Origin of the sequence: Mangrovibacterium lignilyticum, assembly GCF_010882175.1 — a bacterium.
In the GTDB taxonomy this organism is placed as follows: domain Bacteria; phylum Bacteroidota; class Bacteroidia; order Bacteroidales; family Prolixibacteraceae; genus Mangrovibacterium; species Mangrovibacterium lignilyticum.
This window is the reverse complement of the sequence record NZ_WKLH01000003.1, coordinates 144,428-163,684: the sequence shown is the minus strand read 5'-3', so window position 1 is coordinate 163,684 and position 19,257 is coordinate 144,428. Positions and strand designations below refer to the sequence as shown.

Annotated in this window: 17 protein-coding genes; 5 read left to right on the top strand and 12 right to left on the bottom strand. The window is 41.1% G+C overall.

All coding sequences use genetic code 11. The features are described from left to right. Positions 1-23: 23 nt before the first annotated feature. Together GJV22_RS14945 and mscL are read right to left on the bottom strand one after the other, a co-directional pair. Positions 24-536 carry a hypothetical protein gene (locus tag GJV22_RS14945; protein WP_163715475.1) on the bottom strand — a complete coding sequence of 171 codons (513 nt, stop codon included), beginning with the start codon at positions 534-536 and terminating at the stop codon, positions 24-26. Positions 537-749: 213 nt separating this feature from the next. Further along, positions 750-1,169, bottom strand: coding sequence for a large-conductance mechanosensitive channel protein MscL (gene mscL / locus GJV22_RS14940; protein ID WP_163715471.1), 420 nt, complete (start codon positions 1,167-1,169; stop codon positions 750-752). A gap of 197 nt (positions 1,170-1,366) precedes the next feature. Between mscL and GJV22_RS14935 the strand changes: the two genes are divergently transcribed. The 4 genes from GJV22_RS14935 to GJV22_RS14920 all read left to right on the top strand — a co-directional run bounded on the left by GJV22_RS14935 (position 1,367) and on the right by GJV22_RS14920 (position 7,151). Next, complete coding sequence (locus GJV22_RS14935; protein WP_163715467.1) at positions 1,367-3,565, top strand: B12-binding domain-containing radical SAM protein; 2,199 nt, start codon at positions 1,367-1,369, stop codon at positions 3,563-3,565. Between the two features lie 152 nt (positions 3,566-3,717). Next, positions 3,718-5,751 carry a methionine--tRNA ligase gene (gene metG / locus GJV22_RS14930; RefSeq protein WP_163715462.1) on the top strand — a complete coding sequence of 678 codons (2,034 nt, stop codon included), beginning with the start codon at positions 3,718-3,720 and terminating at the stop codon, positions 5,749-5,751. Between the two features lie 505 nt (positions 5,752-6,256). After that, entirely contained in the window at positions 6,257-6,745 is a 489-nt protein-coding gene (locus tag GJV22_RS14925; RefSeq protein ID WP_163715460.1) for an SRPBCC family protein, read from the top strand. A 115-nt stretch (positions 6,746-6,860) separates the two neighbouring features. Beyond that, positions 6,861-7,151 carry a hypothetical protein gene (locus tag GJV22_RS14920; protein ID WP_163715457.1) on the top strand — a complete coding sequence of 97 codons (291 nt, stop codon included), beginning with the start codon at positions 6,861-6,863 and terminating at the stop codon, positions 7,149-7,151. Here the strand turns inward: GJV22_RS14920 and GJV22_RS14915 are convergent. The 3 genes from GJV22_RS14915 to GJV22_RS14905 all read right to left on the bottom strand — a co-directional run bounded on the left by GJV22_RS14915 (position 7,144) and on the right by GJV22_RS14905 (position 10,587). Continuing rightward, a complete protein-coding gene (locus GJV22_RS14915) occupies positions 7,144-8,505 on the bottom strand; it encodes an NAD-dependent succinate-semialdehyde dehydrogenase (RefSeq protein ID WP_163715454.1) in 1,362 nt (453 codons plus the stop codon). The two genes, GJV22_RS14920 and GJV22_RS14915, sit on opposite strands and share 8 nt — an antisense overlap. 95 nt (positions 8,506-8,600) lie before the next feature. After that, entirely contained in the window at positions 8,601-10,007 is a 1,407-nt protein-coding gene (locus GJV22_RS14910) for a Gfo/Idh/MocA family protein (protein ID WP_163715451.1), read from the bottom strand. A gap of 163 nt (positions 10,008-10,170) precedes the next feature. Next, on the bottom strand, positions 10,171-10,587 hold the full coding sequence (locus tag GJV22_RS14905; RefSeq protein ID WP_163715448.1) for an OsmC family protein: 417 nt from the start codon (positions 10,585-10,587) through the stop codon (positions 10,171-10,173). Between the two features lie 164 nt (positions 10,588-10,751). Between GJV22_RS14905 and GJV22_RS14900 the strand changes: the two genes are divergently transcribed. Continuing rightward, positions 10,752-11,453, top strand: a complete 702-nt coding sequence (locus GJV22_RS14900) for a Crp/Fnr family transcriptional regulator (RefSeq protein ID WP_163715444.1) — start codon at positions 10,752-10,754, stop codon at positions 11,451-11,453. A gap of 33 nt (positions 11,454-11,486) precedes the next feature. Here GJV22_RS14900 and GJV22_RS14895 read toward each other — a convergent pair whose 3' ends face one another. The 7 genes from GJV22_RS14895 to GJV22_RS14865 all read right to left on the bottom strand — a co-directional run bounded on the left by GJV22_RS14895 (position 11,487) and on the right by GJV22_RS14865 (position 19,078). Continuing rightward, positions 11,487-12,674: a murein hydrolase activator EnvC family protein gene (locus GJV22_RS14895; protein ID WP_163715441.1), complete on the bottom strand. Its 1,188-nt coding sequence runs from the start codon at positions 12,672-12,674 to the stop codon at positions 11,487-11,489. A 10-nt stretch (positions 12,675-12,684) separates the two neighbouring features. Continuing rightward, the gene (locus GJV22_RS14890; RefSeq protein WP_163715439.1) at positions 12,685-13,563 is read right to left on the bottom strand and encodes a DUF4292 domain-containing protein; all 879 of its coding nucleotides are present in this window, start codon (positions 13,561-13,563) and stop codon (positions 12,685-12,687) included. Then, positions 13,563-15,326, bottom strand: coding sequence for a tetratricopeptide repeat protein (locus GJV22_RS14885; protein WP_163715435.1), 1,764 nt, complete (start codon positions 15,324-15,326; stop codon positions 13,563-13,565). The genes GJV22_RS14890 and GJV22_RS14885 overlap by 1 nt, the downstream gene beginning before the upstream one ends. Positions 15,327-15,406: 80 nt before the next feature. Beyond that, the gene (dut, locus tag GJV22_RS14880; protein ID WP_163715432.1) at positions 15,407-15,841 is read right to left on the bottom strand and encodes a dUTP diphosphatase; all 435 of its coding nucleotides are present in this window, start codon (positions 15,839-15,841) and stop codon (positions 15,407-15,409) included. A 108-nt stretch (positions 15,842-15,949) separates the two neighbouring features. Further along, positions 15,950-17,083, bottom strand: coding sequence for a radical SAM family heme chaperone HemW (gene hemW, locus GJV22_RS14875; protein WP_163715431.1), 1,134 nt, complete (start codon positions 17,081-17,083; stop codon positions 15,950-15,952). A 124-nt stretch (positions 17,084-17,207) separates the two neighbouring features. Next, positions 17,208-17,651 (bottom strand): RrF2 family transcriptional regulator, encoded by a 444-nt coding sequence (locus GJV22_RS14870; RefSeq protein ID WP_163715428.1) that lies wholly within the window; start codon positions 17,649-17,651, stop codon positions 17,208-17,210. Positions 17,652-17,695: 44 nt separating this feature from the next. Continuing rightward, positions 17,696-19,078, bottom strand: a complete 1,383-nt coding sequence (locus GJV22_RS14865) for a lactate utilization protein B (protein ID WP_163715425.1) — start codon at positions 19,076-19,078, stop codon at positions 17,696-17,698. Between the last annotated feature and the right edge of the window lie 179 nt (positions 19,079-19,257).

Genomic DNA, 19,257 nt, shown 5'->3' with positions numbered 1-19,257 from the left:
GAATTTTGAAAATACGTAGTAAATCAAGGTTTTTGAAAAACGGCATCGAAATTTTCTACCAATTTACCGTTATGAATGCCATGCAATTTCACCGACATGGTGTTTGTGCCAGTAAAATTCACCCAAATCTGTTCTACATACATCTTCCCTTCAACCACACCTTGATATTGAACATACAACGAATTTGCTTCGGTCCAATAACCAACATGGTCGTGTGCCGTTCCCGTATTATCAATGCTGTACATGTGTACCTGGTTCAAATTAGGATCGTAGCCCACCAGGTTTTCGCCCAGCATCGTGAAATCCTCACCTACAAACTTTTCATGGGCAACAACGCCAGTGTTATCATTTACCAATTCACAGTAAAACGTGTATTCACCCGTCATTTGATCTTCACCCACCGTCATTTTTGGATTTTTACAGATCCATTCTCCTTCAAATTGAATGAAATTTTTCTGTGCTTCAGGCATTTCCTGGGCAAAGGAAGCCAGGCCAAAAGCAAAAGATACCAGAATGCCCAATACTTGTTTTCTCATGATTTTACTCCTTCCATTGATTTGTATTCTAACTTAAACTGAACCTAGTCGGAGTGATTAAAGGATAGGAATTTTTGATCTATTGCTAATTACGAATGCCCAAAAGGTATCGTTACAAATCAAGAAAACAGCTTTTCGACAACGACATTTTAACACACAAAAAAAGCACCCCGTTTTCGGGAGTGCCTTTCCATAATGAAACATGCATCAATATTATTTTTGTTTCAACAAATCTCTGATTTCAGTCAATAGAAGCTCTTCTTTGCTTGGAGCAGGTGGAGCTGCAGGTTTGGCTTCCTCTTTCCTTTTCATGCTATTCATCGCTTTAATCATCATAAAAATGGCAAAGGCGATAATAAGGAAATCGACCGTTGTTTGAATAAAATTACCATACATGATGGAAGCTCCTTTAGTGACCACTTCGCCGGCATCATTTAATACATCGTCACGCAATACAAATTTCAATACTTTAAAGTCGGTTCCACCCAAAAGTACGCCAATTGGAGGCATCAACACATCGTTGACAAACGAAGCGACAATTTTACCAAAAGCACCGCCAATGATAATACCAACAGCCATGTCGACAACATTACCTTTCATGGCAAAGGTTTTAAATTCCTTCATCAAACTCATAACAATAGATTTAGATAGTGATTACCAGTGTTTTAATTATAATCAAGTTAACACAAATCGACAAGAATATCAATCCCCCAAATTTTCTTTTGATAGCTTGAATTTCGGGTCACCCTTTCCCAAAATCAGTCCGTTTCGGCATCGTAGTCCATCGCCGGTTTTATCGTACATTTACCGAAAGAAAAAATATCAGCATTGTGAGCCAAAAGATACTTTTTGTCAATCCTCCTTTTACGCAGTTAAATACGCCTTATCCGGCAACAGCTTATTTAAAAGGATTTCTGAATACCCGGTCTATTCGGTCCAATCAGTGTGATTTAGGCATTGAAGTTATTCTGTCCTTATTTTCGTCGGACGGGTTGCGTTCCCTTTTTCAAAAGATTGAGACTTTAAAGCCCGAACTATCTGAAAACAGCCAGCGCATTTATAATATGCGTGACGACTATATCCGGACAATAGATGAGGTCATCCGCTTTTTGCAGGAAAAAAACAGGATTCTTGCCCACGCCATCAGCGACCGCACTTTCCTTCCCGAAGCTTCCCGTTTTTCGCAAACTGAAGACCTTGACTGGGCTTTTGGAACCATGGGAATACAGGATAAAGCCAAACACCTGGCAACGCTCTATTTAGAAGACCTTTCAGATTTGATTATTGAAGCTGTTGATCCACATTTTGGTTTTAGCCGCTATGCAGAGCGACTGGGGCGATCGGCCAATTCGTTTGATGAGCTCAACGAATCGCTTTTGGCTCCGGATAATTTCATTGATGAAATTCTGATCGACTTGCTCCGTGCGAAAGTTGAATTGTACCAACCAACAGTGATCGCTTTGTCAGTTCCGTTTCCCGGAAACTTGTACAGTGCTTTTAAGTGTGGCCAATGGATCAAAAAAAACCATCCTGAAATTAAAATCGTGATGGGTGGCGGATTTCCCAATACAGAGCTTCGATCGTTAACCGATTCGCGGGTTTTCGACTATCTCGATTTCATTACGCTTGATGATGGCGAAGCTCCTTTGCTTCTCTTGCTCGAACATCTGGAAGGAAAGCGGGAAGCAGACCAGCTAAAACGAACCTTTATCTGCGAAAACGGACAAGTGATTTACAAGGATAGTGCTGTTGAAAGAGATATTTCACAAGCTGACACGGGAACTCCCGACTATCGTGATTTGCAGTTGGACTGCTACTTGTCGGTTATCGAAATAGCCAACCCGATGCACCGGCTTTGGAGCGATGGACGTTGGAACAAACTCACCCTGGCACACGGTTGCTACTGGGGCCGATGTACCTTCTGTGACACCTCGCTCGATTACATCAAACGTTACGAGCCAAGCACGGTCAAGCAACTTTGCGACCGAATGGAAGAACTCATTCGTCAAACCGGCGAAATCGGCTTTCATTTTGTTGATGAAGCAGCTCCTCCTGCCCTCATGCGTTCGTTAGCTTTGGAGATCATCCGAAGGAAACTGACCGTGGTTTGGTGGACGAATATCCGGTTCGAGAAAAGTTTCACTTACGATTTGTGCGTTTTACTGAAAGAATCAGGATGCATCGCGGTTTCCGGAGGATTGGAAGTTGCTTCAGACCGATTGCTCGGCATGATCAACAAAGGGGTTAGCCTGACAAAAGTTGCCCGGGTAACCGACAATTTTACCCGATCCGGAATAATGGTTCATGCCTACCTGATGTATGGTTTTCCAACTCAGTCAGCCCAGGAAACGATCGATTCGATGGATGTGGTTCGACAACTGTTTGAAGCAGGTGTCATTCAATCCGGGTTTTGGCACCAGTTTGCCATGACAGCCCACAGCCCGGTAGGCCTTCACCCCGAAAAATTTAAAGTTGCACGGGAGTCCACTGAAACAGGAAGCTTTGCCAACAACGATTTGGTACACATTGACCCGATTGGATGCAAGCACGAACTATTCAGTGACGGTTTACGGAAATCGCTTTTCAACTACATGCACGACATTGGTTTTGACTTGCCCCTTCAGGATTGGTTCGATTTTAAAGTTCCGCGCACAACTGTCGCTCCGGATTTCATTCAGCAAGCCATCGATACCCAAGAGTTTGAAAAACCAAGCTCGTCGGCCAGTATTTATTGGCTGGGCGGACAAGGCAGTGCCAAATATTTCACCAAAAAGAAGAAAAACAAGCAGTTTGAAATGGCCGAACTGACTTTCTCGAACCGAACAAATGATCTGGTCGTTCACTTGAAACAGGAAGAGGGAAAGTGGTTAATGGCAGAATTAGCCGGTTTTTCGGTCAACCATGCCAGTCCAAAAACATTCAGCCAACTGGAAACCGAGTTTGAGGAACAGACCGGCGGAGATTTTATGCTCTTCTGGAACAGCCCTTCAGTTAAAAACATACGGAAAAATGGTTTGATTCTGCTTTAACTGAATCAAAAACGATGGAATGCAACAACACAACTATTCCATAAATGTTACTTGTAGGTTTTTTACCGAAGAACTTTAAACCTGTCGTTCCCGGTTTTTCCTCCAACTCAAAATTTAGCTTATCTTTGTCGCCTTGAATAAATTTTCGTGTAATGACTGATTTTAAACGTACTTTAATCACATCGGCCCTGCCCTACGCCAACGGCCCGGTTCACATTGGCCATTTGGCCGGAGTCTATGTTCCCGCTGACATTTACGCACGCTACCTGCGTTTGAAAAATCAGGATGTGCTGTTCATCGGCGGATCAGATGAACATGGAGTTCCAATCACCCTAAAAGCTAAAAATGAAGGTGTTACTCCCCAGGATATTGTAGATAAGTATCACGGCATCATTAAAGAATCATTTGCCAAATTCGGAATTTCGTTCGACGTATATTCTCGCACGAGTGCTCCTGTTCATCACGAAACAGCATCCGAATTCTTCAAAACACTATACAACAAAGGCAAGTTTGTTGAGCAAACTTCCGAACAATATTACGACGAGGAAAACAAGCAATTCCTGGCCGACCGCTACATTGTAGGTACTTGCCCGAAATGCTCGTTCGAAAATGCTTACGGCGACCAATGCGAGAGCTGCGGTACTTCGCTCAGCCCAACCGAACTCATCAGCCCAAAATCGATGATTAGCGGAAACACCCCGGTGTTGAAAGAAACCAAACACTGGTACCTGCCACTCGATGAGTACGAGCCCTGGTTAAAAGAATGGATTCTGGAAGGCCACAAAGAATGGAAAAGTAACGTTTACGGGCAATGTAAAAGCTGGATCGACAGTGGCCTGCAACCTCGCGCTGTAACACGCGACCTGAATTGGGGGGTGCCTGTTCCGGTAAAAGGTGGTGAAGGTAAAGTGTTGTACGTTTGGTTCGACGCGCCAATCGGTTATATTTCGGCTACGAAAGAACTGACTCCGGATTGGGAAAAATACTGGAAAGATGAAGAGTGTAAAATGGTACACTTCATCGGAAAAGACAATATCGTATTTCACTGCATCATTTTCCCGGCCATGTTAAAGGCTGAAGGAAGCTACATTCTGCCCGAAAACGTTCCGGCTAATGAGTTCCTGAATCTCGAAGGTGATAAAATATCAACTTCACGTAACTGGGCCGTTTGGTTGCACGAATATTTGGAAGAATTCCCCGGCAAAGAAGATGTGCTGAAATACACATTAACTGCTAACGCGCCGGAAACAAAAGATAACGACTTCACCTGGAAAGACTACCAGGCCCGCAATAATAACGAGTTGGTTGCTGTGTTAGGTAACTTCGTTAACCGCGCACTGGTGCTGACTCAAAAATATTATAACGGCGAAATTCCTGCTTTAGGCGAAACCAACGAAGTTGACCAAGCCGCCTTGGCTGAAATTGCCAAACTGAAGGCTGATGTGGAAAAAAGTATCGAAAGCTATCGTTTCCGCGAAGCATTGAAATTAGCCATGGATTTAGCTCGTCTGGGTAATAAGTACCTGGCCGACGAAGAGCCGTGGAAAGTCGTTAAAACGGACCCGGAACGTGTAAAAACGGTTATGAATATCTGTTTGCAGATTACCGCTAACCTGACCATCATGCTGGAACCCTTCCTGCCATTCAGTATGACCAAACTGCGTGGATTCATCAATTTGGAAAAACTGGATTGGAGCGAACTGGGACGAACTGATTTGTTGCCTGCAGGTCATTTGACAAATAAACCGGAATTGCTGTTTGAAAAGATTGAAGATGAAACCATTGAGGCACAGGTACAGAAGTTACTGGCTACAAAAAAGGCCAATCAAGCTGCTGAAGCCGTGGCCAAGCCGGCCAAAGAAAACTGCACCTTCGACGATTTCATGAAAATGGATATTCGAACAGCCACAATTCTGGAGGCTGAACCGGTTGCTAAAACCAAAAAGCTGATGAAAATTCTGCTGGATACCGGCATTGACAAGCGTACCGTCGTCTCAGGCATTGCAGAATATTATAAAGCGGAAGAAATCATTGGCAAGCAAGTATCGGTACTGGTAAATCTGGAGCCTCGCAAATTGCGTGGAATCGAGTCTCAGGGCATGATTTTGATGGCTGAAGATGCCGATGGTAGTCTGAAGTTTATTTCTCCGGAAATCAAGGTTAAAAACGGGTCTGAGATCCGATAAAATGAAATAAGACAGTCGTTGCCAACTCTTGTTGGTGACGCTTCTGTAAATTGCAGTACTGCTCTGCAGATCGGCAATTTACTCTACATATACGAAACCGCTTTTGTACGCAAGAGCGGTTTTTTTTATACAAAAAAAAGGCTCGTTTGGTAAAACGAACCCTTTTCACTAATAAACCAACTAAACCTAAACTAAACCTGAATCTATCTGCGTAGATAATATTTTTATCAATTTTGTAACAAGTTCGACGTTCTCTCTCTTCATCTCTTTAAATCTCTGTACCTTTTCTCTCGACCTCATCTTTTCTACTTGAACATCGAACTATAACACCAAAACAACAAGTTGATTAGAAAGGTTCAAGCTTTGTAAAAAAATACTTATTCTTTTTCTCTTTTCTTGTTGAAGATGGTTTTGAGAGACGATATTTATGTTTCATTATTGACTATAATAGTTAAACAAAATAGACTGGAACTTGTTTTCTTATCAACCATTTAATTGAGTAAACATGATCAAATTTCGTTACCACTCCGGCATTTATACATTAGAAACAGAACAACGACTACCCATTTCATTAGCGGAAGCCTGGGCGTTTTTCTCATCACCTGAAAACCTCTGTAAGATGACGCCGGCTCACATGAAATTTGAAATAAGCTCAGGCAGACCGGATTCCATGTACAAAGGACAGATGATCACTTATAAATTATCGCCGCTTCCCGGCATAAAAACAAATTGGGTAACAGAAATTACGGAATCTGTACCTCCTTCCTTTTTTGTTGATGAACAACGATTTGGCCCCTACCTAATGTGGCATCACGAGCATTTTTTTCAGCAAGAAACTGATGGTATTCTAATGAAGGATAAAGTATCCTACAAACTTCCATTTGGCCTTTTAGGGCACCTGGCACATTCTTTTTTTGTGAAAAGACAGCTGAAACAGATATTCGAATTCAGAACGAAAACACTCGAGAGCTTATTCATCAGCGCAACCCGCTGATCTGTTAAAACAAAATCAATTTCTCTGTGCCGCAGCAAAACAATCTCAACATAATTGTAATTTAAAATCCATTGTTGTAACTTAGTTAAAAGCTAACTTTTTAAATCAAAATATTATGTTTGAAGGAGGTGCAGGTCACATTGCCGACATGATTTCCCGCTTAAAGGCAAACAGGAATCCAGTCAGGAAAAGGAAGCATTTTGGAGAAAATGAAGAAGGTTTTATTCATTTTGGATCGCATTTAGAGTTGAAATACAAAGAAGGATCTGAAGCCGATAAGCAACGAATTATGAAACAAATCAAAGCAGACCTCAAACGACAAAGCCGGCTCGAAAAAAGTATGTTGGTTCTTTCAATCGTACTGTTTATTGTCGCCTTCGGATGGTTTGCCCGAAATTTCATTTAATAACGATCGTTTTAGCATTGACAAACTCGCGAATTCCCAACAACGATAATTCCCGACCGTAACCACTTTCCTTCACTCCACCGAACGGTAACCGGGGATCAGACTTCACAAAATCATTGATAAAAACACAACCCGCTTCAAGGCCCTTTTCGGCCAGTAGTTTCGCATTTTCCGTGTTTTGGGTAAAGATGGCCCCTCCAAGTCCAAAAACGGTATCATTCGCTACAGAAATAGCCTCATCGTGGCTTTTAACACGGAAAAGCGCTGCTACCGGTCCAAACAACTCTTCGTGATAAGCAGGCATTCCTTTTTGAACATTCTCGAGTACGGTTGCCGGATAAAAGGCAGCTTCTCCGTCCGGAATATACCCTCCGCAAAGCAACTTGGCTCCCAATTGGATGCTTTTTACTACCTGTTCATGCAATTCATCCCGTAAATCGAGCCTTGCCATTGGACCGATGGAAGTCGTTTCATCCTTCGGATTTCCATACCTTGCCGATTCCATGTGTCGTAAAAGCTCAGCTTTAAAGGCCTCATAAACCGAATCCATAACGATAAATCGCTTCGCACCAATACAGCTTTGACCGGCGTTCAGCAAACGACCGGCAGCACACAAGCGTGCCGCTTCTTGCACATCTGCATCTTCCAAAATAAGGTACGGATCGCTGCCTCCCAACTCTAGTACTGTTTTTTTCAATACCGCACCTGCTGCTGCAGCTACCGATTTTCCAGCTGGAGTACTTCCGGTTAAGGTCACCGCTTTCACCTTCGTATTGCCAATAATAGCTTTGACCTCAGATCCGCCAACTAAAATAGTCCGAAAAACATTTTCAGGGAAGCCTGCTTCCTCCACCAGTTGCTCAATGGCCAAAGCACATCCCGGAACATTGCTGGCATGTTTCAGTAATCCGGTATTTCCAGCCATCAGCGTTGGCGCCAAAAAACGGAAAACCTGCCAAAAAGGAAAGTTCCAGGGCATCACAGCTAAAACAGTTCCAATTGGTTGGTAACTGACAAATGCCTGGCTTGATTCAGTTTGGATAGACTCGCTAGCCAGAAATTCTGGAGCATGTTCGGCGTAATACCGGCAAACCCAGGCACATTTCCGAACTTCAGCCAGAGACTCTTTTTTCAATTTTCCCATTTCTGAGGTGATGATATCCGAAAGCCAATCTTCCTTTTCCAACAACAATTCGCCCAGCCTGAACAAGAAAGCTGACCGCTCTGAACAATCACTTGCCCGCCAACTTTTATAGGCTAAATCAACCTGATTGATGATCTGATTAACTTCTTTCTCGTTGTGCTTGGGGTAGATTCCGCATATCTTTCCTGTAAATGGATTAATGGCTTTCATGATGTCTTCATTTTCTATTGTATATCAAATTTAGCAGTATTAAAGCATAAAAAAAGGATCTGCAGTGTGCAAATCCTTATCTGTTTTTATTTCTGTTATGGTCTTAAGGCTAGAACCGGTAAATCTGTCAATTCCTCAATCTTCACCGTGCGCCCTTCCTCTATGCTTTTGCGGGCAGCAATTCCAATTAAAATTGACATGGCTCCATCACGGGTTCCGGCCGAATGTCTGTAGGGATCTGCCATATTCGGATCCTTAAAAATCTTATCCTGAAGCCGAACATCTCCACCACCATGGCCGCCGCGCACTTTGGGTACTTTAACCAACTTGTAATCCTCCCAATTCTTCATCACCATTATTTCATCGTATTCCTCGGGGTGTTCGTTCCTATTTTGACTCATTTCTGCTGCATGTAACTGTGACTGACTGACCATTTCAGCTGTTTCCCATGGAATACCCTCCCATGAATCGATACGCCCGTCCATCCCGTTAAAAGCGATCCGCCAACCTTCATAGGGAGAATAGGTGGTCAACGAGTAGCTAACCTGCACATTGTTGGCATACTTGATTTGTACAGCCATCTTATCGTAAATATCAATGCGGTTGCGCCACAGGCAATTATCGCGAATGTAACCATCGTACTTTTCATTCTTCACATACAAATCTACCATGCGCTGTTCGCCCATAATATCCCAATAAAATTTACATTGATCGGTATAAGCACACGATCTGCAATTAGCACCACGATAGGCGTTGTTATGGCCGTAATGCTCCAACGAGCCGAAAGCTACCACCTCCATCGGGTCCGAGTCAATCCACCAGTTCAACAAATCAAAATGATGGGTAGCTTTGTGTAGCAGCAATGTTCCGCCTTTATCCCTTTCGCCGTGCCATCTACGGAAGTACGACGCTCCGTGATAAGTATTTAGGTACCAGTGAAAGTCAACCGAAGTTAAATGTCCAGCCTCCTGTTGAACCAGCAACTCCTTTAATTTGGTAAATTGAAGTCCGTAACGATAATTAAAACCAACAATAACCTTCCTCCCAGTTCTGCGTTCTGCATCTAAAATAGCCTGACATTTTACTTCGTCAGTAGTCATTGGCTTTTCAGTGATCACATTGCACCCCATTTCAAGTCCCTTAATTATAAACTGATGGTGTGTTGCATCTACCGTAGTAACAATGATGTAATCTGGTTTTGTTTGATTGATCATCGCCTCAAAATCTGTAAATACCAGGCAGTCGATTCCCATGTATTCTTTGGCGTATTCCAACCTCCCCGGATTATGATCGAATAAGGCAACAAACTCCGTTTCGCCCGGGTAACGTTCAACAATAGCCTTTCCCCAAAAACTGGTGCCCCTGATACCTGTTCCAGCCAATGCGAGTTTTAATTTTGAATCGGCTCCGGCGGCAAAACTTTGTATTGGATTAGTTAAAAGAGTTCCGGCGGTTATGGCACCGGCGGCATTCAAAAATTGACGACGATTTAGACTATTCATGCGTTTAGTTTTAATGGTTTTTTAGCAGACAATCAATTTACCACCAACTTTTTGAATAGCAAACAAGTTATGCCTCCAAACATATATTCGCAGACAATTCGAAGGGCAAAATAAAAAAGGAGCCCAAATTTGGACTCCTTCAATTTATAATCAGTCAATACGTTTATTCGACAATACGAATTTCGGTGGTCAGATCGAGCGCTGCTTTATAAACCGCGCTAACTCCGCAATACTTTTCTTCCGACAAGCTCACCGCTTTTTCCAGTTTATCCATCGGCAAATTTGCACCTTTAAACTGATAAATCACTTTCATTTTGGTATACTTCTTCGGATGATCATCTGCAACATCTCCTTCTACAATTACATTGAAACCTTCCGGCTCTATTTTCATCTTTTTCAGGATCATAATAACATCCATTCCTGTACATCCGGCCAATGCAGCGAGCATCAATTTTTTAGGTCGCGGACCCAAATTATCACCCCCGGATTCTTCAGCAGCATCAAACACCAATTTGTGTCCATCAATATCTGTATCAAAGGCCATATTTTGTTTCCAGGCTAAATCAAGAAAGTGTTTCATAACAAACTAGTTTATATTGTTTTTTGAACTATTTTTGTCCTATAATTGTATACATTTCAAATATCCAACTATCTAAATAATTTGTTTCACAAATATAAGGTATCATTGTATATTTAGTCTCATTTTAAACCGAATATTTATTCAAAATTAATTCAACAGGGTAAATGAAAAGTTCTTTAAAAAGACCAAGCGAAGAAGAATGTGATTTATCTGGATTCCAATTATTTAAAAAGCTTACTGAGCAGGAATTTGTGCATCTTAATTACGACAAAACCTGTTCGTTGTATAAAAAAGGAAGCATTATATACCGGGAGGGAAGTCGGTTAACCGGCTTCTATTGTGTGACCCGCGGAATTCTGAAAATATATAAAACCGGTATTGACGGAAAAGAACAGATTATCCGTTTTGCCAAAAAAGGTGAGATTGTTGCTTACCGGTCTTTACTAAGCCAGGAATTGGCTTGTACTACGTCAAAAGTGATCGAAGAGGCGGTATTGTGCCACATCCCCTATCAAACTTTACTGTTTTTAATTCAAAACAACTGGGAATTCTCGCACCACATGTTGCAAATCGTCTGTAAAGAGTTGCGCGAAGCAAACGACTACATTACAGATATTGCCCAAAAAACTGTCCGGGAAAGACTGGCCGAGGTTCTTATTTTATTGAAAGAAAACTTCGAATTGGACAATTCAAATACGCTTCAAATCTCCTTGACCAGAGAAGAGCTGGCTAATATTGTTGGCACAGCTACTGAAAGTGTCATTCGGTTATTGTCGGAATTTAAACATGATAATTTGATTGAGCTTCAAGGGCGAAAAATCAAATTACTGGATGTAAATACGTTAACGAAAGTTGCCAACTTATAATGAAAGACCCGCTTATGGCGGGTTTTCTTTTACCTAATATTGGCTGATCCACTCTTCCGGATCGAGCTTTTGACTTTCTTTCCAGATTTGAAATTTCATGACTGTTGTATTTCCATCGGACTGATCGGTGAAAATCGTCCCAATTTCCTGCTTCAGAGCAATTTTTTCACCCGACTTGACCGTCACCTCCCGAAGATTGGAATAAACGCTTAAAAAGCTCCCATGTCGAATTATCACAGCCATATTACCGCCTGAAATAGCAAAGACCCGACTCACTTCTCCTCCGAACACCGCACGAGCTTTCGCCCCAACATTTGTGCTAATGTCAATTCCATTACTTCGTACTTTTATTTGCTTGAGAACCGGATGAGCATGTACTCCGAAATGCTCAGTAATTATCCCCCGTTCAACAGGCCATGGCATACGACCTTTGTTCTTTTCGAAATCAGCTGCGATTAATTTCTGTTCGGGAGTCAAGCTAAAACCGGATTTATCGGCTGTCTTCCGGGCTTCTTCTTCCAGAATTTTCTGAATCTGCCGATTCAGTTCATCCTGAATTTTTTGCTGTTCCCTGATATTTCGTTTTAGATCTTTTTGCTTTTTTTGAAGCGTCGCAACAAAATCGTTTTGTTGCCCCCGTTCTTTTTCAAGCAACCTGAATTCCTCAAGCTTACCGTTTAGAAGCTCCGTTTTGAGCTTTTTTCTCTCTGAAAGTTTGGCCAGATTCTCATCCATTACTCCAGACACCAAATGAATAATCTCAGCCTGAGAACGCCTGTATTTGGCATATTGTCGCAAGTAAAGCCAACGTTTATAAGCTTGGTTCATACTTTCTGCTGAAAACAGAAAAATAAGCATGTCGTAGCTATTTTTATTCTTTTGCGCAAAACGAATCATAGAGGCATATTCCTTTTTTAACCTCTTCAAATCGGATTGCAGCATCCCAATAATCTCATTGTTATTTGAAATACTCCAATCGACCAATCCAATTTCCTGATTGATGCTTTCGATAATTTCGTTCCGGTAACTGATTTGTGAATTCAGCAATTGTAGTTTGGAAAGGGAAGACTGTTCACTTTTTCGAGCCTCTTCCAACAAGGAACTGGTTAAACGAATTTGTGTTTCTGCATTCGATTTTTTGGCTCGCAGTTCTGAAACGGACTGGCCGTTTAAGGTCAGGATAAACAATAACAGGCACAAGCTCAATAGCATTCGTTTCATACCAATGGGATCAATTCGTCAGCTTATACTTTTCCGGAATTTTAAAGTTAATAGTCTGATCCGGATCGAGCGAGAATTTACTCAACTTAATTTTCATTTTCAAGTCATTTTCCAGACTTTTTAAATGAATGTCAATGCTTCCGGGATAAAGCTGCTTTTCTACAGCTGTGAAATTGTCAAAATTAACGGTAACTTTTCTGCCTTCCGTCACGTCATCCATCACAATCTTTCTCACTTTAAAGCTCTTCGGGTCAACATACAGGTATTGTACAATAAAGCTTTCCTCATCCAATTTTTTCAGGTAACGGTCCACTTTATCATCCTTTCCTTTCCGGCTGATTTTTTCAAGTTTCCGGTTTTTGAGCGATTGAAGAACGTAAAGTCCGCTATCGGCATACGAAACAAACTCCTTGAAATCCTTATCCTTTTCATCTTTTCGATATGAAAACACATCATTCGTCAATATGGACTGAACAACCTGAAAATCAACCGCAGCTCCCAACATTTTTTCCATATAGGAGTAGTCACCCAAAAAGTAGTCTTTTTGCAGGTAATTGATCATCTTAACACTATCGGGAGTCAACAAAATTCTGGCGACCGGCAGATTCAATTTACTGATGGTAACTTGAATGTGATCGTCGATTTTAGAGGAAAGTGTTGCCCGAAAAGAGGTTTTATTATCAGGGGTTTCGTAAACGCAAGCGATACGTTTAATATCCAATCCCTCGTATTCGAAGGAGTTCTCCTCAACATTTTTGATTAAACGATTGGTGCTTATTGGCTTGAGTTTCTCAAAGCTGGTAATGGTTTTAGTGGTCTTACATGAAGCAAAAACCAACAGGACCAAAAGAATTAAAAGCTGTTGGGTATTTATGATCGACTTTTTCACTATTCTTCCTGACTTTCGATGTAGCGTGATTCTTTAATTTTTTGCTCCAAAACGCTGGTTCCGTCACCGAGGCTTTGTGCTTTTTTCCACTCTTCTAAAGCTTTTCCCTTTTCGCCCAACATGTATAGGATATCGCCGTAATGCTCGACTAAAACAGCGTTTTCACTTCCACCGTTTTCCAAAGCGTTTTCGATGTAGAATTTCGCTAAACTGTAATCTTTTCGTTTAAACAACACCCAGGCATGGGTATCCAAATAAGTTGGATTAGTTGGATTGGCCTGAACGACCTTGTTACTGAAACGTTCCGCTTTATCTAAATTTCGCCCTTGAACAGAAAGGTAGTAGGCATAATTATTCATAGCCATGAAGTTCTCAGGATCTAATTTGATCACTTCTTCGTAGGCTTGCAGCGCTTCATCAATATTTTTCAATTTGTAATTCGCTTCAGCCTTATAAATAGCCAATTGAATTTTTAAGCTCACATTCTCACCAGCATAGCTTTCGCCTTCTTCAACCACTTTCAGGGCTTCTTCGTATTTCTCGGTTTGAAGCGCACTCACTGCATTTAGCGCATACAATGCTGCCTGATTCGGAAATAGTTCAATCGCTTCTTTACTATCTGTATACAAACGATCCCATTCTTGTAAATCGTTACTAATCAACAAATATTGCCACCAAATTTCGAAGCTACTCTTATCTTTTTCGATGTATTTTTGCAAATAATCGCGCGCTTCAGCAAGTTTGTTTTGACGAACTAAATGATCGGCATAAATAGCGAACATGCGGTTATCGTCAGGATATTTTTCATGCAGAATATCCAACAATTCATCAATCTGCTCATCAGTCCAATCAGAACTATCAGCCTGCGATGTTTGCATCATGTAATACTGGATTTTGGTATCAGCATCCAGTTCATCGTTTTGGAAAGCCAGCTTAACGTGATCAAAAGCCTTTTCAAAATCACCTTCTTCGACGAAATAACCAGCCAGCGAAAAATGGACAAAACCATTTTCGGGGTCTATTTCCAAAATCTTATTGTAATATTTCAGCGCGTTTTCTTTATCGCCCTGACTTTGATACAATTCAGCCATTAAACCATAATACTGAGGTTCGTTGGGATTTGACTCAATTAAGCGGTTTATTTCATCAAAAGCTTTGTCAGTTTTGCCCAGTTTCAGGTACATATTCTGTTTGGCAACCGCAATCTGGTCGTTTAAACCAATTTGCTTTTCCAACTTGTCATAGGCATCAATCGCTTCCTGATAATTTTCAGCCATGCCTAATAAAACGGCCTTGCTATATTGAAATTCCAGGTTATCAGGTTCCAACTCACTTAGCTGGTCATATAGTGCAGCAGCTTCGCTGTATTGGCGTCTCTGCTGGTAAACCTGGGCTAATGAAAGCTTATACCATTTGTTGTTTGGATTGATTGAATTGGCTTTTTCGAGCAACAAAGCCGCACTTGTAAGATCTTTATTGGCGTAATGCATCGTACCCATTTCGTACATGGCTACTGCTGATTGAGGATCTATTTCAAGACATCGTGAAAAAATGGAAACAGCATTCGACGCATTTCCCAATTTTTTTTGCTTAATACCTTCGATAAACAGATACTCGAACTCATTTTGTTGGTCCTCAGAAAGTAACGTTTCCTGACTTTTCTTTTGTACCTCCGTTTGAGCTACAACCTGCTGCTTACTGGTAGCGCAAGATGCCAGGAATAAACCAAGCAATGCAAAATATCTAAACTTCTTTATGTTCATTCTTTCCCTTTACGGTCGCTGACCTGGTTGTTGTTATTCTTCAGCTAATGACCAAATAAAATGACTAGAAATGCGGCAATTTAGTTTTTACCTGTATGTCCAAAACCTCCTGCTCCACGATCGGTTTCAGCCAGTATTTCCACATCATCCCAACTAATCGTTTCATGTTTCGCAATTACCATTTGGCAAATTCGCTCCCCATGTTCAATCGTAAAATCTTCTTGAGATAAATTAATCAAAATCACGCCTATTTCGCCACGATAATCAGCATCGATCGTCCCGGGCGAGTTGAGCACGGTAATACCTTTTTTCAAAGCTAATCCGCTTCTTGGTCTAACCTGCGCTTCATAACCTTCGGGTAATTCAATAAACAAACCTGTTGGAATTAAGCCTCTTTCTAAAGGTTTTAAAACAACCGATTCACTCAAATTAGCCCTCAAATCCATTCCTGCAGATAGTGGAGTACTGTAGCTTGGCAATGCGTTCGTGGATTTGTTAATGATTTTGATTTGCATATATCTATCTTTTAGGGTCTACGACCTGCTATTATTTTTTACAATCTCCAAATATAGGTAATTATCCGTGAGCCGATATCTTTGTTTCAATCTATTAACACTATTTAATCAATCTTCGACATAGAGTAACTGCTCCATTATTTTATCCGAAATAAATAGCCCTTCCGTACTCAATCGGTACGATCCTGCTTCAACTTTTAAATGCTTAGTCTCCATAAACTGTTGCGCTTCATTTTTAAAATGAAGCTGAAAACGGCTTTCAAAATTCTGTTCCAAATAATTACTAGAAATTCCCCAAATAGTACGAAGAGAAGTAATTACATAGTCGTTGTATTGATCTTGATCACTTAAAATTTCATTTTCCCAGTAAGGACTATTCAACTCGAATGCCTGTAAATATTTTCGAAGTGATGATACGTTCCACCGCCTGGTTTTTAAGTCGAAAGAGTGAGCTGAAGGCCCAAATCCCAAATAGCTTCTTCGTTCCCAGTAAGCTCTATTGTGCCGGGAATAGAGCCCTGATTTGGCAAAATTTGAAATTTCGTAATGCTCAAAATCAGCCCTTTCCAATTCCTGCTTCAGTATTTTAAACTGATCAAAACTCAAGTCATCCGGCAATTCTTTAATCTTCCCGGTTTTCAAATAGTCGTAGAAAACTGTGCCTTCGTGGTAAGTGAGATGATAAGCTGAAATATGCTGCACATTCAGGCTGATTGCCTTTTCAACATTCTGCTGCCATGCTTCCAGTGTTTGTTCGGGCAAACCGTAAATTAAATCGATGCTGATGTTTGAAAAACCGGCTTCCTGAGCCGCTTTAACAGCCGAAATTGCCTGGTTGCCGTTATGCCGACGGTTCATGCTTTTCAAATCACGATCGTTAAAAGACTGCGTTCCGATACTGAGCCGGTTGACAGGGCTTGCTTTCAGTTCGTTCAAAAATTGGGCTGAAAGATCATCCGGATTACATTCCATGGTTATTTCAACCTGTTCGGAAACAGAATAATTGGCAAATATCTTTTCTAAAATTTGCCGTATTTCCGACACTTTCAGAACCGATGGCGTACCTCCACCAAAGTATATGCTTTCAATTTTTTCTCCTGAAAGTTCATCTTTACGGGCTTCAATTTCCAATTTCAGCGCAGTCAAAAAATCAGGACGAGAGGCAAAATCTGTCGATTTATAAAAATCGCAGTAATGACATTTCGTTTTGCAAAAAGGAATATGAATATAAATTCCAGCCATTTCGGGTATTAAATCAAATCGTGAAAATTAAACAAAAAATCAACTGACCAAGTATTTAGCAAAAACAGCTAGTCATAAAAATGGAAGTACCTGTAATAGCTGAAACTCAATTAAACTGACTATTTTACAGCTTAATTACATCCTCATGTCCTTTCATATCGGCGATAATCTTCGCGATACTGGTGTTCGAATAAAACTCCATTAATTCGCTTCGTACCTCGCTAAAACGATTGTGTACGGCACATGGTTTACCTTCTGCATGATGTGTAGAGCAAGGCTCGAGGCTAATCAGACAGTTCCGGAAAAAATCTTCTCCATCGATTGTTTTCACAATGTCGTAAAGCGTGATTTCTTCAGCTGGTTTGCCCAATCCAAAACCTCCATTCGGACCTTTTGTTGATGAAAGAATCTTTTGTTTCACCAGATTTTGGAGGATTTTACCCAAAAAGGGTGTTGGAATTTCAAGATCACCGGCAATCTTCTTGATACCGATTTTTTCTCCGTTTTCGCTGAATTTCCCAAGATAAATTAGCGCCCGAACAGCATATTTACACGTATTTGAAAGCATATTATAAGGTTTTAAGGTAACAGTCTTTTTCTATTTATATCCAATTAGTTTTTATTCTTTTGAGCCGACTTCCATTGCTGGCTAAACGATTTATCAGCAAACTTTGGAAGCTGTTTTTGGTCCCCCAAAGCGTTCTTTCCCAAACCGGAAAGCGCATTTTTCACTTTTCCGCCAACAGCATCCAACCGGCTTCGTTTCGAGAAAGCAAACTCATATGCTTTCATGCCTTTATCCCAGGCAAACGAACCATTTCCCTGATCAACAGCATCACGACGGTTATATAGCAACAAGTTATGAAGCGGTATTTTTACCGGGCAAACTTCGGTACACTTTCCGCAAACCGAACAAGCCGAACTTAAATGGTTATAATCGGCCATTCCTTTAAAAAATGGTGTAATCACCGAGCCAATAGGTCCGCTATACGTTGAAGCATAGGTGTACCCACCAATATTTTTATAGATCGGGCAGGCATTTAAACAAGCGCCGCAACGAATACATTTCAAGGATAAATACTGCTCTTTCTGCTGGTATATTTCGCTTCTTTTATTGTCTAACAGGATGACATACATTTTCTCGGGTCCGTCTTTTTCGCCTTTTTGCTTTGGCCCCGAAACAATTGAATTGTAAACCGTGATTTGCTGACCTGTTCCGTGTGCTGCAAGCAGCGGCCACATTAAACCCAGATCATTCATTTTGGGCACGATTTTCTCGATACCTGCCAAAACGATATGGACTTTCGGAAAAGAGAAAGTCATCATGGCATTCCCTTCATTTTCTGTCAGTGCAATGCCTCCGATATCGGCAATCAGAAAATTAGCACCAGTCACCCCAACATCAGCCTTGACAAAATTTTCGCGCAACTTATTACGCACATAAGCCGTCAGGTATTCCGGTGTACTTTTTTCGGGTGTATCAAATTTTTCATGAAAAAGCTCCGCGATATCTTCCTTTGATTTATGCATGCAAGGCGTTACAATATGATACGGCTTTTCGCCGGCCAACTGAACGATATATTCACCCAAATCGGTTTCCAATGAATGCACACCCGCCTCTTCAACATGCTCGTTAAAATCAACCTCTTCAGTGGTCATCGATTTACTTTTGACCAACAGTTTGGCATCATTCTCCTGCAATATGCTGACAATAGCCTGAATCGCTTCGGAGCTATCTTCGGCCCAAATCACATTTGCTCCGCGGTCTGTTATATTTTGTTCAAAGTCGACCAGGTATTTACCGAGGTTATCAATAGCCTTGCCTTTGATAAAAGAGCCGCGTTCTTTAGCCAGTTCGAGGTTTGAATAACGCTTTTTGCCTTTATCTACCGCCGAATCATAGCGAGCAATATTGAATTTTATGGTTGCCCGATGTTTTTTATCAAAAGCAATCTTATCAGAATCGTGCAGGAATTTTGTTTTTACTTCTGCCATGACTTAGAACTTCCAGTTTAATAAATTGATATCCTACCGACTGAAACAGGGGACTGTTCGACCTTCAAATTTGCTTTCAATTTAAACAAGCTTAACGATTACCTTTCAGCGATATACCAATTAAAATATCCAGTATTGAAAAATTTGTCTGCTTTTAGCAAACAGCTCCCTGTTTGAAG

What these genes read in the sequence shown, in the direction of transcription:
- GJV22_RS14915 (WP_163715454.1), bottom strand. Translation starts at nt 8,505, where the DNA reads ATGAAAGCCATTAATCCATTTACAGGAAAGATATGCGGAATCTACCCC.
- GJV22_RS14895 (WP_163715441.1), bottom strand. Translation starts at nt 12,674, where the DNA reads ATGAAACGAATGCTATTGAGCTTGTGCCTGTTATTGTTTATCCTGACC.
- metG (WP_163715462.1), top strand. Translation starts at nt 3,718, where the DNA reads ATGACTGATTTTAAACGTACTTTAATCACATCGGCCCTGCCCTACGCC.
- GJV22_RS14885 (WP_163715435.1), bottom strand. Translation starts at nt 15,326, where the DNA reads ATGAACATAAAGAAGTTTAGATATTTTGCATTGCTTGGTTTATTCCTG.
- GJV22_RS14945 (WP_163715475.1), bottom strand. Translation starts at nt 536, where the DNA reads ATGAGAAAACAAGTATTGGGCATTCTGGTATCTTTTGCTTTTGGCCTG.
- GJV22_RS14870 (WP_163715428.1), bottom strand. Translation starts at nt 17,651, where the DNA reads ATGCTTTCAAATACGTGTAAATATGCTGTTCGGGCGCTAATTTATCTT.
- GJV22_RS14900 (WP_163715444.1), top strand. Translation starts at nt 10,752, where the DNA reads ATGAAAAGTTCTTTAAAAAGACCAAGCGAAGAAGAATGTGATTTATCT.
- GJV22_RS14920 (WP_163715457.1), top strand. Translation starts at nt 6,861, where the DNA reads ATGTTTGAAGGAGGTGCAGGTCACATTGCCGACATGATTTCCCGCTTA.
- hemW (WP_163715431.1), bottom strand. Translation starts at nt 17,083, where the DNA reads ATGGCTGGAATTTATATTCATATTCCTTTTTGCAAAACGAAATGTCAT.
- mscL (WP_163715471.1), bottom strand. Translation starts at nt 1,169, where the DNA reads ATGAGTTTGATGAAGGAATTTAAAACCTTTGCCATGAAAGGTAATGTT.
- dut (WP_163715432.1), bottom strand. Translation starts at nt 15,841, where the DNA reads ATGCAAATCAAAATCATTAACAAATCCACGAACGCATTGCCAAGCTAC.
- GJV22_RS14905 (WP_163715448.1), bottom strand. Translation starts at nt 10,587, where the DNA reads ATGAAACACTTTCTTGATTTAGCCTGGAAACAAAATATGGCCTTTGAT.
- GJV22_RS14910 (WP_163715451.1), bottom strand. Translation starts at nt 10,007, where the DNA reads ATGAATAGTCTAAATCGTCGTCAATTTTTGAATGCCGCCGGTGCCATA.
- GJV22_RS14865 (WP_163715425.1), bottom strand. Translation starts at nt 19,078, where the DNA reads ATGGCAGAAGTAAAAACAAAATTCCTGCACGATTCTGATAAGATTGCT.
- GJV22_RS14925 (WP_163715460.1), top strand. Translation starts at nt 6,257, where the DNA reads ATGATCAAATTTCGTTACCACTCCGGCATTTATACATTAGAAACAGAA.